We start from the raw sequence: 14,695 nt of genomic DNA on the forward strand, positions 1-14,695 counted from the left end.
CTCCCCCGGGAGAGGAGCGTGTCACGGGCCGTAATGGAGCAAGGTAGAGGACGTTCCCGCTGATCGCAATGCCCTGCGGCCGTGTTGTCGCAGCTCAGCGCCCCGCTTGCCGCCTTCGCGGCACTCTAGGTCGGCTTTAGCGGACCCGCCGATGATCGGTGACGAGTGGGACCGGCACACCGAAAGGACCGGTATGAGCGTCACCGAACTGCACCGGGCGGGACGGCTCGCCGCCGAGTACCCGGCCGTCCGCGGGCTCCTGGCCGGAGCCGACCCCGACACGCTGCGCCGCGCCGGACAGGTGCTGGCCCGGCTCGACCCCGTCGCCGTGCTGGCCGAGCATCCGGACGTCCCGGTGCTGTCGGTCGCCGTCACCGGGCACGGGACGCTCGGGCCGCTCGTCCCGGCCGTCGCCGCCGAACTGGCCCGGCACGGGCTGCTCGGCCGGTTCACCACGGGTGATTTCGATGGCTATGTCTTTGAGCTGTCCGACCCGGAGAGCCCGATCTACGCGGCCGACCCGGACGTCGTCCTGTGCCTGCTGGACCCGGAGATCGTGTTCGACGAGCTGCCGTCGCCGTGGACGGCCGCCGACGTCGAGGACGCCCTGCGCGCCAAGGTCCGGCTGATCGAGTCGCTGGCGCAGCGGTTCACCGAGACCACGCGCGCGACGCTCGTCCTGAACACGCCGCCGCTGCCGTCGCGGTTCACGGCGCAGCTCGTGGACTACCGGTCGCGCGCACGCCTCGGCATCGCGTGGCGGACGGCCTGCTCGGAGCTCCTGCGCCTCGCCCAGACGCACGACCGCGTGGTCACCATCGACGTGGACCCGCTGCTCGCCGAGGGGATCGCGGCCGACGACGCGCGGCTCGGCGTCTACACGGGCCTGCACCTGTCGCCCGACCTGCTCGCCCGCTACGCCCGCGAGGTCGGCCACCTCGCCCGCAACCTGACGGGACGCACCAAGAAGGCCCTGGTCGTGGACCTGGACGGGACGCTGTGGGGCGGCGTGCTCGGCGACGACGGCATCGAGGGCATCGAGGTCGCGGGCGGCTACCGGGGCAAGGCGTTCCAGGCGTTCCAGCACGCGGTGAAGCAGATCGCCGGGCAGGGCGTGCTGCTCGCGGCCGTCAGCAAGAACGACGCCGAGACCGTCCGGGAGGTGCTGCGCGACCATCCGGAGATGGCGCTGCGCGAAGATGATTTCGTGCGCGTCGTGGCGAACTGGCGTCCGAAGCATGACAATCTCGCCGAGCTGGCCAAGGATCTGAATCTCAGCACGGACGCGTTCGTGTTCGTGGACGACAGCTCGTTCGAGTGCGGGCTCGTGCGGCACGCGCTGCCGGGCGTCGCGGTCGTCGCGCTGGACACCGAGCCCGCGCTGCACCTCGGGCGGCTGCTCGCCGACGGCTGGTTCGACGTGCGGGAGCTGACCGCCGAGGACCGGCAGCGCTCCGGCCGCTACCGCGAGGACCTGGCCCGCAAGGACTTCCTCGACACGTTCGATTCCCTCCAGGACTATCTGGACGAACTGGACGTCCAGGTGCGGCTGGAGCCGGCCGACGACGCCGGCGTCCCGCGCCTCTCGCAGATCACGCTGCGCACCAACCAGTTCAACCTGACGACCGAGCGGTTGCAGCCCGCCGACGTGCGGGCGCGGCTCGACGACCCGGACGCGCGGGTGCTGTCCGTGCGGTCCGAGGATCGCTTCGGCTCCAACGGCGTGGTCGGAGCGATCTTCCTCCGCTGGGACGGGCCGGTGCTGTCGGTCGAGAACTTCCTGCTGAGCTGCCGGGTGTTCTCGCGCGGCATCGAGCAGGCGTGCCTGTCGGCGGTGCTGCGCTACGCGTCCGCCGCCGGGGCGGAGCGGGTGCGCGGGACGTACCGTCCGTCGCCGAAGAACACGCGGGTGCGCGACTTCTACCAGCGGAACGGGTTCACGGCCGCCGGGGAGGAGGACGGCGCGTCGGTGTTCGTCCACGACCTCGCGGACATCGCGGACACACCGTCCCACCTGCGGCTGGACGATCTGCTCGCGGGGACCGGCCGCTAGCCGCCCGCGCCCCGCCGCACCGTGCGCAGGAACGCGCGCGCGGCGGGGCCCGGACGGTCGTGCGCCGCCAGATGCAGGATGCGCGGAGCCGTCGGGGCGAGCGGGACCTGCGCTATTCCGTCCGGCCTTTCCGGGAGCGCGAGCGAGGGCACCAGGGAAACGCCGATGTCCTCGCGGACGAGGGCCAGCAGCGTCGCCATTTCCCGTACTCGGTGAACGGGCTTGTAAGGCACACCGCGCTCGCGGTGCAGGCGGCGGACGAGCGTTTCGCATCCGCCGTCGGAAATCAGGAACGGATCGTCCGCCAGGTCGTCCAGGCTGATTTTCGCCTCTGTCGCCAGCGGATGCGCGGAATGCATGACGGCGACGAACGCGTCCGCGGCCAGCGGCACGGCGATCGTCCCGGCCGGCGCGGTCACGACGCCGAGATCGACGACGGCGGCGGCCAGCCAGGCGCTCACCTCGTCGTCGGTGCCCTCCAGCAAGATCGTCTCGACGTCCGGATGCAGGTCGCGGTACGCGCGGACGAGCGGGGCCAGCACCCGGGCGGCGCTCGGGAGGGTGCCGACGCGGAGCCGTCCGCGCACCACGCCGGACGCCGCCGCCGTCTCCTCCGCCAGCCGCGCGACGTGCCGCAACGCCGCCGTCGCGTGCGGCAGGGCGCGGCGGCCCGCGTCGGTCAGGCGGCAGCCGGCGCGGTCGCGGACGGCGAGGCGCGTGCCGAGTTCGGTCTCCAGCGAGGTCAGGGCGTGGCTGACCGCCGACTGCGTGACGCCGAGCAGATCGGCGGCGCCGGTGACGCTGCCCGCCTCGTCCAAGGCACGCAACGCGCGCAACTGGGCCAGGTTCATGAGCGCGCCTCATGGCGCAAATGAAGCTCTTTTGTTTGCCTCATGATTTCAGGGTGCCTTATCACCGGGTGCATGAGTGTTGTTCTGATGATTTTCGTGGCAGCGGTGTGGGGCGCGTCATTCCTTTTCATGCGGCAGGCGGTGCCGGTGCTCGGGCCGGTGGGGATGATCGAGGCGCGTGTCGTGCTCGCGGGTCTCGCGTTGGCGCTCGCGTGCGCGGTCTTGCGGCGGCCTCCGCGTCCGTCCCGGAAATTCCTGCTGCTCGGCGCGCTGACGGCCGCCGTGCCGTTCACGCTCATCGGCGCGGCCGAACTGCGGCTCACCGCTTCGCTCGCGGCCCTGCTCAACGCGACGACGCCGCTGTTCTCGGTGCTCGTGACGGCCGCGCGGGAGCGGCGGGCGCCGTCCGTGCGCGAGGGGGCGGGGATCGTGCTCGGGATCGCGGGCGTCGCCGTGCTGGTCGGCCTCGGGCCGCAGCGGGTGGACGCGGGGTTCCTCCTGGCCGTCGCGGCGAGCCTGCTCGCTTCCCTGGCGTACGCGCTCGGCGGCGTGTACGCGGAGGCACAGTTCCGGAACACGGATCCGCTTGGCACGGCGGCCGGGCAGCAGCTCGGGGCGGCGCTCTGTCTGGCCCCGCCGGCGGTCTGCTTCCCGCCCCGGCACGCGCCCGGACTCGGCGTCGCGGCCTCGGTCGTCGCGCTCGGGCTCGTCTGCACGGCCCTCGGATTCGCGGCGTTCTTCCGGCTCGTCGAGCGGATCGGCGCGACGGGAGCGCTGAGCGTCACGTTCCTCGTGCCGTTCTTCGGGCTCCTCTGGGGAACGGTCTTCCGCGGCGAACCGATCGGGCGCGGCACACCCGCCGGTTTGGCGCTCGTGCTCGCCGCCGTCGTCGCCGTGTCCCGCCGCCCGGCCGCGCGCGCCGCAATTTCGGACGGCCGGAGAACCGCCCGGACAAGGCACTGACTCGTCCGTTAGCGGTCACTTTTCCGAACCGGCCGACCCATCCCGTGATGACCTTGAAAAATCGAGGGGATCGCCTTCCCCCTGGAGGTCCCTCGGTGTCAGCGCCCTCCCGTCCCGGCCGGTCCACCGCAGCGTTCGCGTCACTCTGGACGGGCGCGGGACTCGTCACGGCGTTCGGCGTCTTCCTCGCCATGACGCACTGGCGGCTCTTCCTCACGATCGTCGTCGCGGCGGCGGTCGCCGGCCTGGGCGGCGGTTCCCTCGTCCTCATCCGCCGCCGGGAGGCGCGGCTGCGCCGGGAACGGCTGCTCGAAATCGCCCACCTGGACCGCGTGGACGTCATGAGCGGCACCGATTTCGAGTTCCTCACCGCCGACCTGCTCCGCCGCGACGGATTCAGATCCGTCGAGGTCGTCGGCCGCGCGGGCGACCGGGGCGTGGACGTCCTCGCCACCGCCCCCGACGGACGGCGCATCGCCGTCCAGTGCAAACGCCAGCAGAAAAAGGTCGGCTCCGACCGCGTCCGCAATCTGATCGGCGCGATCCACGGCACTTACGCGGGACGCGTCGGCGTTCTCGTGACGAACGCCGACTTCACCGCGCCCGCCGTCGACGAGGCCGCCGGGCGAATCCTCCTGATGAACCGCGCCGACCTGGCCCGCTGGATGAACGGCCGCCCGTTCGACCTGTGAAATGCGGGAACGGGCAGCGCGCTCTTCACACCGGAATCATTGGCGAAATGGGCGAGGCCGTCCCGCCACCGCGAAACAGCCCGAGCCGCCGCGCGCCCGGAGGCGGGCCGCGGGGGCGGGCGGCCCTAGCGCTAACGTTGGCTCAGATCGACGAGCGAGCAGGGGTGAACAGTGGAGCTGGTCCACTCGGGCAAGGTCCGGGACGTGTACGCGGACGGCGATGACCTGATTCTGGTCGCGTCCGACCGGGTGAGCGTCTACGACGTGGTGCTGCCCACCGCGGTCCCCGACAAGGGCAAGATCCTCACGCAGCTCTCGCTGTGGTGGTTCGACCGGCTCGCCGACGTCATCCCCAACCACGTGATCTCCGCGACGGACGTGCCGGACGAGTGGGCCGGGCGCGCGATCCGCTGCCGCCGCCTGGAGATGCTGCCCGTCGAGTGGATCGCCCGCGGTCATCTCGCCGGTCTCGGTCTCCAGGAGTACGAGAAGACGGGGACGGTGTCGGGCGTCCGGCTCCCGTCCGGCCTTGTCGAGGCGTCGAGGCTGCCCGAGCCGATCTTCACCCCGACCACGAAGGCGACCGTCGGGCACGACGAGTTCATCACCTACGCCGACGTGGTCGAGGAGATCGGCGCCGAGACCGCCGAACGCCTCCGCGAGGTCACCCTCGACGTCTACCGGCGCGGCGCGGCGATCGCGGCGGAGCGGGGCATCATCATCGCCGACACCAAGCTGGAGTTCGGCCGCGCCCCCGACGGCACGCTCGTCCTGGCCGACGAGGTGCTGACGCCCGACTCCTCCCGGTTCTGGCCGGCGGACGACTGGCAGCCGGGACGTTCCCAGCACTCGCTGGACAAGCAGTTCGTCCGTGACTGGTCGTCCACCGTCACCGGCTGGGACCGCACGCCGCCCGGCCCGGAGATCCCCGCGGACGTCGTCGCCGCGACCCGCGCCCGCTACGTCGAGGTGTTCGAGACCCTGACCGGGCGGCGCTGGGAGTCCTGAGTCAGTCGAACGCCGTCGCCCGCGCCACCGGCTCCCACGCGCGCAGTTCGGCGCGGACGGCGTCGGCGTGGGCGACCAGCGCGTCCACGGCGTCGTCGCCGAGCGGCAGGCGCAGCGGCGTGTCGCCGTCCAGCGCGGCGAGGATCGCGGCGGCGGCCTTGGCCGGGTCGCCGGGCTGCTTCCCGTCGGACGTGGCGGCCATCTCGCGCGTCTTCCCGACGGTGTCCGCGTACTCGGGCATCGGGGCCGATCGGTAGAGGCGTCCACCGAACAGCGACGTCCGGAACGCGCCGGGCTCCACGATCAGCACCTTGATCCCGTGCGGCGCGACCTCCTCCGCGAGCGCCTCCGAGAAGCCCTCCAGAGCGCACTTCGTCGCCGAGTACGCGCCGAACCCGGCGAACGAGAGCTGCCCGCCCATGCTGCTCATCTGCACGATCGCGCCGCTCCCCCGAGCCCGCATGTGCGGCAGGACGGCCCGGACGAGCGCCGCCGGGCCGAAGAAGTGCAGCTCCATGAGGGCGCGCAGCTCGGCGTCGGTGGTCTCCTCGACCGCCCCGATCTGGCTGCGGCCCGCGTTGTTGACGAGGACGTCGATCCGTCCGTGCCGTGCCACGACCTCGGCGACGGCGGCCTCGACGGCGGCCGGATCGGTGACGTCCAGCCGGACGGTCTCCAGATCGTCCAGCGCCGCCGGATCCCGGACCGCTCCGACGACCGTGTCCCCCGCCGCCTGCGCGGCGCGCGCGATCGCGCGGCCGAACCCCGACGACGCCCCCGTGATGAGCCATACGCGGTTTTCCATGCCGTCCGTTATCCCAGGAACGCCGGTGCGGCGTCCAAGACCGTTTTCCGGTCGTTCGATAAACGCCCTTTATGATCGACGGGATGGAGCTGCGCGTGCTTCGCTACCTGACCGCCATCGCGGACGAGGGCAATCTCGGCCGCGCCGCCGCGACGCTGTTCGTCAGCCAGCCCGCCCTGTCCTACGCGCTCCGGAAACTGGAGTCCGAACTCGGCGTCCGCCTGTTCGACCGGCACGCGGGCGGCGTCACGCCCACCGCCGCGGGCCGCGACGTGATCGCCGAGGCACGCCGCACCGTCCGCCAGGCGGAGCGGGTCACGGCCGCCGCCGAACGCCACCGGACCGGCCGGACGGGCGTCCTGCGCCTCGGCTTCGAGGCGACCGGCGCGGGCGAACTGACCACCCGGGCCCGCGCCGAGTTCGCGCGGCTGCACCCGGACGTGCGCGTGCGCCCGAAACGGTTCGACTGGTCCGGCGAGGCGGACGCGCTGCGCGAGGGCCGGGTGGACGTCGCGTTCGTCTGGCTGCCCGCCGACCTCACCGGCCTGCACGCCGAGATCGTCCACACCGAACCGCGCATCGTGGGCTGCGCCGCGACCCACCGCCTCGCCGGCCGGGAGGGCGTGTCCGTCACCGAACTCGGCGATGAGCCGCTGATGTGGACCGAACGCGCGCCGCGCGCCTGGGTGGACTGGTGGGCGATCAACCCCCGCCCCGACGGCCGCGAGCCCCGCTGGGGCCCCACCAACGACAACGTCGAGGAGATGCTCGAACAGGTCGCGGACGGCGCCGCGATCTGCTTCGCCCCGGCGAGCATGGCCCACTACTACACCCGTCCGGACCTGGCCTGGATACCGCTCCTGGACGCCGAGCCCCTGCGCGTGGCCCTCGCCTGGCCCGAAGACGCCGACACCCCCCTCATCCGGGCCTTCGCCGACGTCGTCCGCTCCCTGGCCCCCTGACGGTCAGATCGCGGTGGCGGCTCCTTCGTCCAGGACGCGGACGTCCGCGGTGTCCGGGCCGAGGTTGCGGAAGAGCTGGTAGTGCAGTTGCCGGTGGACCTCGGCGAGTCCGCCCTGGTGGATCGGGATCGCGATCTCGGGGGCGACGGCGCGCAGATAGTCGATGCCCTCGGCGGCCTTCATCCACGGGGCGCCGGTCGGCAGCAGGAGCACGCGGGCCGGGGCGGGCGGCGGCGCGAAGGCGTCACCCGGGTGGTACAGGACGCCGTCGATGAGGTAGCCGTTGTTGTGCGGGCAGGGCAGGTCCGGGTGGATGACGGCGTGGTCGCCGCCGACGACCCGGACCGGGGCGTCCGCGACGGACACGGTGGCGCCGTCGGTCACCGTCTCGTGTTCGATGGCCGCCTCGCCGAGCCGCGCGCTCGTCCCCGGGTCGGCGATCACGCGGGCGCCGGGGTTGGCCTCGAGCAGCGCCGGAAGGCGGCCGAGGTCCAGATGGTCGGGGTGCTCGTGCGTGAACAGGACGGCGTCGAGCCCCGTGACCTCCTCGAATCCGCCGGAGTAGGTGCCGGGGTCCAGGAGCAGGCGGCCGCCGCCGTCCAGCTCCACCAGCACGCAGGCATGGCCGAAATGGGTGATGTTCACCGAGTCCTCCTCAGAGCCAGGTGGGCAGGTCCGGCAGCGGTTCCGGGCCGAGGCCGGCACCGGTCGTCCGTCCGGTCAGCCAGCCGAGCAGCGCGGCGGTCGTGCCCGCCACCTCGGCCGCGTCGGCGGCGTCCGGACGGGTGACGAGCGCCGTTCCCGTACCCGGACGCAGGATCAGCGCCGGGCAGTCGGGCTGCGCGGCGAGCCGGGAGACGACGTCGTCCAGCAGCGTCGTCGCGAGGTCGCCGGGGAGGTCGGCGAACGTCGCGCCCGTGTTCAGGTCGATCGCGTGGATCCACACTTCCCGGACGCGCAGCCACGGGATCACCGCGGCGGGCATCGCGTCGCCCTGCGGGGTGTGGACGGTGCGCGTCCACGCCTCGTCCGGCAGGGCGTCCAGCCGGGCCGACAGCCGGACGGCCGAGTCGGCGAAGTCCGCCAGGATCGCGCGCGGCTCCCGGTGCACGCCGCTCTCGATGTCGGCGGCGCGCTGCGCCGGGCCGCCCGGGTACATCGGCGTCTCCACGCCGGTCGTCGCCCATTCGACCAGGTTGCCGAGGGCGTCGGCGTTGCGCGCGAGGTGCGTCAGGAGGTGCGCGGCCGTCCAGCCGGGCAGGGCGATGAGGCCGTCCAGCCGGTCCTCGGGGATCTTGGCGACGTGCGCGGACAGATGGTCGGTGCCCGTCCGGAGCCATGCCAGGGACCGGGACGGCGGTACGGGTTCGGGTGCCATGTGTTCTCCTGGTGCACGATGGACGGGCCGGTCCCGCCAAGGTAGCGGGCACGTCCGACGCCGCTCCGCGGGACCCCTGCTCGTTGATCAACGACCGTGCGGCGCCTCCAGGCAGGCCGGCCAGCCCACGCGCAGGAGACCGAAGACCATGTCCACGGCGGCGCGCGGGTCCTGCTCTGCGAAGGTGAGATCCGGGATCTGCAGGACGCAGCGGGCGAGCGTCCCCGCCTCGACGTCGCCGGGTTCGAGTCCGGCCGCCGCCGCCACGGCCCCGGCCAGCTCGGCCTGTCCCGACGTCCACAGGCGCCGCCGGTAGGCGCGCAGCTCCGGGGTCTCGCGCACCATCTGCGCGAGTTCCCGGACGAGCGGGGACGGATCGACTTCGCCTGGACACCGGTCGATCAGGAAGCCGCGCAGCGCGTCCAGGACCGTCCGGTCGCCGGGACGGTCGCGAACGGCGGCGACCAACTCCGCGACCTGCTTCTCTTCCCCGAAGACCAGACTCACCTTGCCGTCGGGATAGTAGGAGAACAGCGTCGCGACCGAGGTGCCCGCCTCCTCTGCTACCTCGCGCACGCCCACGTCCTCGAAGCCGCGTTCGGCGAACAGCCGCCGCGCGGTCTCGGCGAGGGACCGGCGCGTCGCGGCCTTCTTACGTTCGCGCAGGCCCGGCGGCCCGGGTTCGGCCGTGTCAGGGCCCGGGACGGCCGCCCGGGACGGGCGTGCTGGCTCCGTATGTCTGTTCTCCCAGCCCTCGGCGAGCAGGGCGAACGTCGCCTCGACGGCGCCGAGCGGCGCATCGCCGTCCCATGGAACCGCCCGGTCCAGGACGAACCGGGACAGGGCACGGGCGGCGACCCCGGCTCCGGGGACCTCCGGTCCCGCCTCGGCGACGGCGGCGGCGAGCGCCTCTTCCCGCGCCGTCCACATCAGCGCGGCGTGCTCTCGCAGCGACGCGGTGCCGGACACGAGGTCGAGCACGGCGCGCCGTTCGGCGTCACCGGTCCCGGCGTACATCGGTTGCGCGAGCAGCCAGGCCCGGAGCGCGGTGAGGACGTCCGTTCCCTCCGGGCGGTCGCGGACGGCGGCGACCAGCCCGTCCCGCTGATCCTCCTCGCGGCCGAAGACCAGCGACTCCTTGCTCGGGAAGTGCTGGAACAGCCCGCTCATCGACACGTCCGCCGCCTCGGCGACCTCGCGGACGCTCACCCGGTCGAAGCCGCGTTCGCGGAACAACGCCAGCGCCGCGTCGGCGATGTTCTGCCTGGTCAGGGCCTTCTTACGCTCGCGGCGACCCGCGGGAACCTCGGTCATGCTCCGATCGTAGCCGAAGTTCGGAACGACTTCACTTCTGGAGCTGTTATAGTTTTCAGCGGGAGGCGGGAGCGCGGGCGCGAGTCACGTCAGGGGCGTGCGGCCGGTTGGGGTTCTTTGAGCAGGCGGGACGGGAGGTGTTCGATCGTGCCGGACGGCGAGCGGGTCGGGGCGGCGACGGGTTCTACGCGCAGGCCGCGTTCGACCAGGTACTCCAGGAACAGGCGGGTCTGGAGCCGGGCCAGCGGGGCGCCCAGGCAGGCGTGGGCGCCCCAGCCGAAGCCCAGGTGGTCGTTCGGTGCGCGGTCGCCGACGAAGCGGTCGGGGTCGGCGAAGACGGTCTCGTCGCGGTTGCCGGAGCAGAACCAGAGGACGACCCGCTGGCCGGCGCGGATGCGGCGGCCGTGCAGCTCGACGTCGCAGATGGCCGTGCGGCCCATCGACAGGACCGGCGACGTCCAGCGGACCATCTCCTCGACCACGGCGGGGACGCGGGACGGGTCGCGGACGACGGCCGTCCATTCGTCCGGGTGGCGGTGCAGCGCGACCATGCCGCCGGCGAGCAGGTTGCGCGTCGTCTCGTGCCCGGCGACGAGCAGACGCGGATAGTAGGCGTCCAGCTCGTCGCGGGCCAGCGGGACGCCGTCGACCTCCGCCCTGGTGAGCGCGGTGACGATGTCCTCACGCGGCGACCGGCGGCGGTCGTCCTCCAGGTCGCGGAAGTAGCCGCACAGCGCGTCGCGGGCATGCGCGGCGGGCTCTGGAGCGGCGTCCTCGGCGGCGAGCGCGTTCGTCCAGGCGAGCAGGTCCTCGCAGTCCTCGGCGGGCGCGCCGACCAGGCGGCCGAGTACCAGCAGCGGCAGCCGGGCGGCGAGGGCGGAGACGAAGTCGAACGGCTCCCCGTCCGGCAGGACGTCGATGAGGGCGTCGATCATCCCGCGCGTCTCGGCGGCCAGCTCCGCCGCCTCGAACGGCCGGAAGTACGGGACGACCAGGCGCCGCAGCCCGTCCGGCCCGCCGCCGCCCTCGGCGGCCGAGGCGAACGTGTCGTGGTCGGCGGCCACCGCGCGGATGTCGGCGTGGCGGGTGATCGACCAGGCGCCGGTCCCGGGGTTCCAGTGGACGGGGTCGGTCCGCCGCAGCCGGCGGAACTGCTCGTGGTCCGTCAGATCGACGTTCGGCTGGTCGGGCACCGACGCTCCTCATGAGGATTGGCGACTACCGAATGGCTGGTTCTGACTCGCCCTCAGGATGTCAGTGAAGTCGTATGTTGAGTACCCCTAGTCCACATCGTGGACCGCCCGTCCGGCCATCGGAGCAGAACTGCTAAAAGTTCGGCGATACGACGGGATGGCCGAACGATATTTGGCAGCCTTGCCATAACGACCGGGGCGGCCGAACACAATTCATCGTCCGTCGCATTATCGTCGGTCCTTTCCTAGGGTCGCGGGCATGAGACGACCTGACGCCCGGCCGAAAGGCGCCGCGCTCGTGCTGGCCGCCGCCGTCCTGTGGGGCACCGTGGGTCCCGCGCAGGTCTGGGCGGACACCGGCGCCGACCCCGTCGCGCTCGGCGCCGCGAGGATCCTGGTCGGCGGCCTGATCCTCGCGCTCGTCGCCGCGCGCTCGCGCGCCGGTCTCTCGCCGCTCGCCAGGCGCGACGTGTGGCCGTGGCTGCTGCTCGCCGCCCTCGCCACCGCCGTCTACCAGGCCGGATTCATGTTCGCGGTCAGCCGGACGGGCGCCGCCCTCGCCACGGCGATCGCGCTCGGCACGGCGCCGGTGGCGACGGGCGCGCTCGCCCGGCTGCTCGGCGGCGACCGGCCGGGCCCGGGCTGGACGGCGGGCACGCTCGGCGCCGTCGCGGGCTGCGCGCTGCTGCTCGCGCCGGGCGCCGGACGCGTCGACACCGCCGGGATCGTCCTCGGCATCGTCTCCGGCGCCTGCTACGGCCTCTACACCGTGGCGGCCAAGCGGCTCACCGAGCGGCGCGTCCCGATGTCCGCCGCCGTCAGCGCGACGCTGCTGGCGGGCGGGCTGGCGATCAGCCCGGCGCTCGCGGCCCGTCCGCACGCGCTGCTGGACGGCCCGACCTTGGCGCTGCTGGCCTGGCTCGGCGTGGCCGCGACGGCGGCGGCCTACCTGCTGTTCGTCGCGGGCCTGGAGCGGGTGCCGGCGAGCACGGCGGGGACGTTGAGCCTGGCCGAGCCGCTGGTCGCCGCCGTCCTCGGCCTGACCGTGCTGGGCGAGCGGATGACGGCCGCGTCCGGCGCGGGGCTGGCGCTGCTGCTCGGCGGCCTCGCCGTCGCCGTCACCGGCGGAACGCTACGCTCACGCGTTGACGTCTTGTCCGACGATGGGTCCCGGATATGAAAGTGGATGCGACCGACCGCAGGCTCCTGCGCGCTCTCCAGAAGGACGCGCGGGCGAAGAACCGGGACCTCGCGGCGGCGGCGGGCGTGTCGCCGTCGACCGCGCTGGAACGCGTCCGCGCGCTGCGGGAGCGAGGCGTCATTCGCGGCTACCGCGCCGAACTCGATCTGGCGGCGATCGGACGGCCCGTGCAGGCGCTGATCGCGGTGCGGATCCGTCCGCCGTCCAGGAGGGTGATCGAGGGTTTCCGGGAATGGGCGGCGGCGCTCCCCGAGACGATCGGGCTGTTCGTCACCAGCGGTTCGAGCGATTTCCTCATCCATGTCGCGGTGCCCGATCCCGACGGCCTGTACGCGTTCGTCATCGACCGGCTCACCGAACGCCGCGAGGTCGCGGACGTCCAGACCTCGATGGTCTACGAGCACGTCCGGGCCCCGCACATCGACCCGGCGCCGGACCGCCCGTGACGGCCTACGTCGCGCTGGGCAGTTCGTTCGCCGCCGGGCCGGGGATCCGTCCGGTGGCGCATCGCGGCGCGCTGCGCTCGGCGCGCAACTACCCGCACCTGGTGGCGCGGGCGCTGGCGCTGCCGCTCGCGGACGTCACCGCGTCGGGCGCGACGACCGATCATCTGCTGACCGATCCGCAACGCACGATCGCCGGGACGCTCCCCGCCCAGATCGGCGCCGTCACCGCCGACACCCGGCTCGTGACGATCACGGCGGGCGGCAACGACGCGGGATACCTCGGGACGCTGACCGGACGCGCCCTGGCGAACGCCGCGCTGCGCCGCTGCCCCGGCCTCCCGAAGCGCAGGCTGCGCGAACGGATCCCGCCGATTCCGACGACGGACCGGTGCGCCGCGGTGGCCGGCGCGCTGGCGCGCGTCGTGGCCGCCGTCGGGGAACGCGCGCCCGAGGCGCGGATCGTGCTGGTCGACTACCTTCCGATTCTCGCCGCGCACGACGTCGGCCTGCCGCTGGACGCCGACGAGACGCGCCGGTTCCGCGCCGCCGCCACGGCCCTGGCGGCGGCGTTCGCGGAGGCTGCGCGGACGACCGGTGCGGATCTCGTCCGGGCGTCGGTGGCGGGCGAGGGCCATGAGGCGGGCACGTCCGACCCGTGGGTGACCGGACTGACCGTCGGTGTTCCGTTCGCCGGCGGACCGATCCCGTTCCATCCGAACGCGGACGGAATGGCGGCCGTGGCCCGTCTCGTCGTGGACCACGTCAGCCGGCGCTCTGCCGCTCCGGCTCGATGAGGGCGACGACGCGTTCCTCGTCCCGCCCGTAGGGACGGCCGATGTACTTCATTGCGATGCGGTCGACGATCTCCCAGCCCGCGTCGCCGTCGAGCCATTCGACGACCCGGCCGCGCACGAGCACGGGCCGGAACGGGTCGTCCGGCGGCGTGAGGGACAGCGCGACGCGGGGATCCAGGCGCAGGTTGCGCGCCTTCTGCGACTGCGGGCCGGTGAGGATGACGATGTGATCGCCGTGCGTCCCGACCCAGAGCGGGACGCTGTGCGGAGCGCCGTCCGGCAGGACGGTCGCGAGGTGGGCCAGCGCGGTGCCGTCGAGGACACGGCGGACGTCGGGGTTCAGCATGGTTCTTCTCCTTGGTGTCAGTGTTCGACGGCGTAGTGCAGGTGGGTGACGCCGGGCGCCGGGACGGCCTCGATCAGCCGCAGCCGGACGTGCGCGGGCAGTTCCCGGAAGAACCGGCGGCCCCCGCCGATCAGGACGGGCACCTGGTGCAGGACGACCTCGTCCACCAGCCCCTCCGCCAGCGCCGCGGTCGCGACGCCGCCGCCCATCAGGCCGACGTCCTTGCCCCCGGCGAGTTCGCGGGCGGCGGCGATCGCGTCCCGGACGCCGGTGGTCACGAGCGTCTGACGGTCGGACATCCCAGGCACCGGCCTGTGGCCGAGGACGACCAGCGCCGCTCCCGGATGGGGACTGGCGCCGCCGAACCCGTCGGAGTCCTCGTAGGTGGCGCGGCCCGCGACGACGGCGCCGACGCGGCCGGCGAGGGCGTCGAACACCCGCGCGCTCGGCCCGCTCAGCCGGAACCCGTCGAACACGGCGCTGGAGGTGTCGCCGTCGAAGTACCAGTCGAACAGCGTCCCGGCGTCGCCGAGCCCGCGTCCGGGGCCGGCGTCGCGGCCGGTGATGTAACCGTCCACCGAGACCGCGTGCGCGGCCATGACCTTGCTCATCCCGTCCTCCTGGAGTTCCTTGAAGAGACTCCATGACCGTAGCAGAGCAAAGTTCCCTAAGGGAACCCCAAGAGTTAG

General features: G+C 73.2%; 16 protein-coding genes. 8 read left to right on the forward strand and 8 right to left on the reverse strand.

What is annotated here, in order from left to right:
- Window positions 1–193: 193 nt before the first annotated feature.
- Window positions 194–2,053 carry an HAD-IIIC family phosphatase gene (locus BTM25_RS17830; protein ID WP_103563991.1) on the forward strand — a complete coding sequence of 620 codons (1,860 nt, stop codon included), beginning with the start codon at window positions 194–196 and terminating at the stop codon, window positions 2,051–2,053.
- Here the strand turns inward: BTM25_RS17830 and BTM25_RS17835 are convergent.
- Window positions 2,050–2,904: a LysR family transcriptional regulator gene (locus BTM25_RS17835; RefSeq protein WP_103563992.1), complete on the reverse strand. Its 855-nt coding sequence runs from the start codon at window positions 2,902–2,904 to the stop codon at window positions 2,050–2,052. The two genes, BTM25_RS17830 and BTM25_RS17835, sit on opposite strands and share 4 nt — an antisense overlap.
- Window positions 2,905–2,976: 72 nt before the next feature.
- On the opposite strand from BTM25_RS17835, the gene BTM25_RS17840 reads away from it, so the two are divergent.
- The 3 genes from BTM25_RS17840 (at window position 2,977) to BTM25_RS17850 (ending at window position 5,567) form a co-directional block, all read left to right on the forward strand.
- Window positions 2,977–3,867, forward strand: coding sequence for a DMT family transporter (locus BTM25_RS17840; protein WP_168212146.1), 891 nt, complete (start codon window positions 2,977–2,979; stop codon window positions 3,865–3,867).
- 95 nt (window positions 3,868–3,962) lie between these two features.
- Window positions 3,963–4,559, forward strand: a complete 597-nt coding sequence (locus BTM25_RS17845) for a restriction endonuclease (protein WP_168212147.1) — start codon at window positions 3,963–3,965, stop codon at window positions 4,557–4,559.
- A 171-nt stretch (window positions 4,560–4,730) separates the two neighbouring features.
- Complete coding sequence (locus BTM25_RS17850; protein WP_103563995.1) at window positions 4,731–5,567, forward strand: phosphoribosylaminoimidazolesuccinocarboxamide synthase; 837 nt, start codon at window positions 4,731–4,733, stop codon at window positions 5,565–5,567.
- Between the two features lies 1 nt (window position 5,568).
- On the opposite strand, the gene BTM25_RS17855 is transcribed toward BTM25_RS17850, so the two are convergent.
- Window positions 5,569–6,372: an SDR family NAD(P)-dependent oxidoreductase gene (locus tag BTM25_RS17855; protein ID WP_103563996.1), complete on the reverse strand. Its 804-nt coding sequence runs from the start codon at window positions 6,370–6,372 to the stop codon at window positions 5,569–5,571.
- Between the two features lie 83 nt (window positions 6,373–6,455).
- Here BTM25_RS17855 and BTM25_RS17860 point away from each other — a divergent pair, with 83 nt between their 5' ends.
- The gene (locus BTM25_RS17860) at window positions 6,456–7,334 is read left to right on the forward strand and encodes a LysR family transcriptional regulator (RefSeq protein ID WP_103564705.1); all 879 of its coding nucleotides are present in this window, start codon (window positions 6,456–6,458) and stop codon (window positions 7,332–7,334) included.
- Window positions 7,335–7,337: 3 nt separating this feature from the next.
- Here the strand turns inward: BTM25_RS17860 and BTM25_RS17865 are convergent, their stop codons facing one another.
- The 4 genes from BTM25_RS17865 to BTM25_RS17880 form a co-directional block, all read right to left on the reverse strand.
- Window positions 7,338–7,979: an MBL fold metallo-hydrolase gene (locus BTM25_RS17865; RefSeq protein WP_103563997.1), complete on the reverse strand. Its 642-nt coding sequence runs from the start codon at window positions 7,977–7,979 to the stop codon at window positions 7,338–7,340.
- Window positions 7,980–7,989: 10 nt separating this feature from the next.
- The gene (locus BTM25_RS17870; protein ID WP_103563998.1) at window positions 7,990–8,712 is read right to left on the reverse strand and encodes a maleylpyruvate isomerase family mycothiol-dependent enzyme; all 723 of its coding nucleotides are present in this window, start codon (window positions 8,710–8,712) and stop codon (window positions 7,990–7,992) included.
- 87 nt (window positions 8,713–8,799) lie between these two features.
- Entirely contained in the window at window positions 8,800–10,026 is a 1,227-nt protein-coding gene (locus tag BTM25_RS30005; RefSeq protein ID WP_205648135.1) for a TetR/AcrR family transcriptional regulator, read from the reverse strand.
- An 89-nt stretch (window positions 10,027–10,115) separates the two neighbouring features.
- Window positions 10,116–11,219 (reverse strand): cytochrome P450, encoded by a 1,104-nt coding sequence (locus BTM25_RS17880; RefSeq protein ID WP_103563999.1) that lies wholly within the window; start codon window positions 11,217–11,219, stop codon window positions 10,116–10,118.
- A 259-nt stretch (window positions 11,220–11,478) separates the two neighbouring features.
- Here BTM25_RS17880 and BTM25_RS17885 point away from each other — a divergent pair, with 259 nt between their 5' ends.
- Genes BTM25_RS17885 through BTM25_RS17895 form a run of 3 tightly spaced genes read left to right on the forward strand, consistent with a single transcriptional unit; the run spans window position 11,479 to window position 13,660 of the window.
- Window positions 11,479–12,399 (forward strand): DMT family transporter, encoded by a 921-nt coding sequence (locus tag BTM25_RS17885; protein ID WP_103564000.1) that lies wholly within the window; start codon window positions 11,479–11,481, stop codon window positions 12,397–12,399.
- Entirely contained in the window at window positions 12,396–12,866 is a 471-nt protein-coding gene (locus BTM25_RS17890) for an Lrp/AsnC family transcriptional regulator (RefSeq protein ID WP_103564001.1), read from the forward strand. Before BTM25_RS17885 ends, BTM25_RS17890 begins: the two co-directional genes overlap by 4 nt.
- Window positions 12,863–13,660, forward strand: a complete 798-nt coding sequence (locus BTM25_RS17895; protein WP_103564002.1) for an SGNH/GDSL hydrolase family protein — start codon at window positions 12,863–12,865, stop codon at window positions 13,658–13,660. Before BTM25_RS17890 ends, BTM25_RS17895 begins: the two co-directional genes overlap by 4 nt.
- On the opposite strand, the gene BTM25_RS17900 is transcribed toward BTM25_RS17895, so the two are convergent.
- Both BTM25_RS17900 and BTM25_RS17905 read right to left on the reverse strand, forming a co-directional pair.
- Window positions 13,629–14,006, reverse strand: coding sequence for a PPOX class F420-dependent oxidoreductase (locus BTM25_RS17900; protein ID WP_103564003.1), 378 nt, complete (start codon window positions 14,004–14,006; stop codon window positions 13,629–13,631). The genes BTM25_RS17895 and BTM25_RS17900 overlap by 32 nt on opposite strands.
- A gap of 17 nt (window positions 14,007–14,023) precedes the next feature.
- Window positions 14,024–14,617, reverse strand: a complete 594-nt coding sequence (locus BTM25_RS17905) for a dihydrofolate reductase family protein (protein ID WP_103564004.1) — start codon at window positions 14,615–14,617, stop codon at window positions 14,024–14,026.
- Between the last annotated feature and the right edge of the window lie 78 nt (window positions 14,618–14,695).

The organism is Actinomadura rubteroloni (assembly GCF_002911665.1).
Taxonomy (GTDB): Bacteria; Actinomycetota; Actinomycetes; order Streptosporangiales; family Streptosporangiaceae; genus Spirillospora; species Spirillospora rubteroloni.

Coding starts and splice junctions, on each gene's coding strand:
- BTM25_RS17840 (WP_168212146.1), top strand. CDS start 2,977: ATGAGTGTTGTTCTGATGATTTTCGTGGCAGCGGTGTGGGGCGCGTCA.
- BTM25_RS17860 (WP_103564705.1), top strand. CDS start 6,456: ATGGAGCTGCGCGTGCTTCGCTACCTGACCGCCATCGCGGACGAGGGC.
- BTM25_RS17885 (WP_103564000.1), top strand. CDS start 11,479: ATGAGACGACCTGACGCCCGGCCGAAAGGCGCCGCGCTCGTGCTGGCC.
- BTM25_RS17835 (WP_103563992.1), bottom strand. CDS start 2,904: ATGAACCTGGCCCAGTTGCGCGCGTTGCGTGCCTTGGACGAGGCGGGC.
- BTM25_RS17855 (WP_103563996.1), bottom strand. CDS start 6,372: ATGGAAAACCGCGTATGGCTCATCACGGGGGCGTCGTCGGGGTTCGGC.
- BTM25_RS30005 (WP_205648135.1), bottom strand. CDS start 10,026: ATGACCGAGGTTCCCGCGGGTCGCCGCGAGCGTAAGAAGGCCCTGACC.
- BTM25_RS17870 (WP_103563998.1), bottom strand. CDS start 8,712: ATGGCACCCGAACCCGTACCGCCGTCCCGGTCCCTGGCATGGCTCCGG.
- BTM25_RS17830 (WP_103563991.1), top strand. CDS start 194: ATGAGCGTCACCGAACTGCACCGGGCGGGACGGCTCGCCGCCGAGTAC.
- BTM25_RS17905 (WP_103564004.1), bottom strand. CDS start 14,617: ATGAGCAAGGTCATGGCCGCGCACGCGGTCTCGGTGGACGGTTACATC.
- BTM25_RS17900 (WP_103564003.1), bottom strand. CDS start 14,006: ATGCTGAACCCCGACGTCCGCCGTGTCCTCGACGGCACCGCGCTGGCC.
- BTM25_RS17890 (WP_103564001.1), top strand. CDS start 12,396: ATGAAAGTGGATGCGACCGACCGCAGGCTCCTGCGCGCTCTCCAGAAG.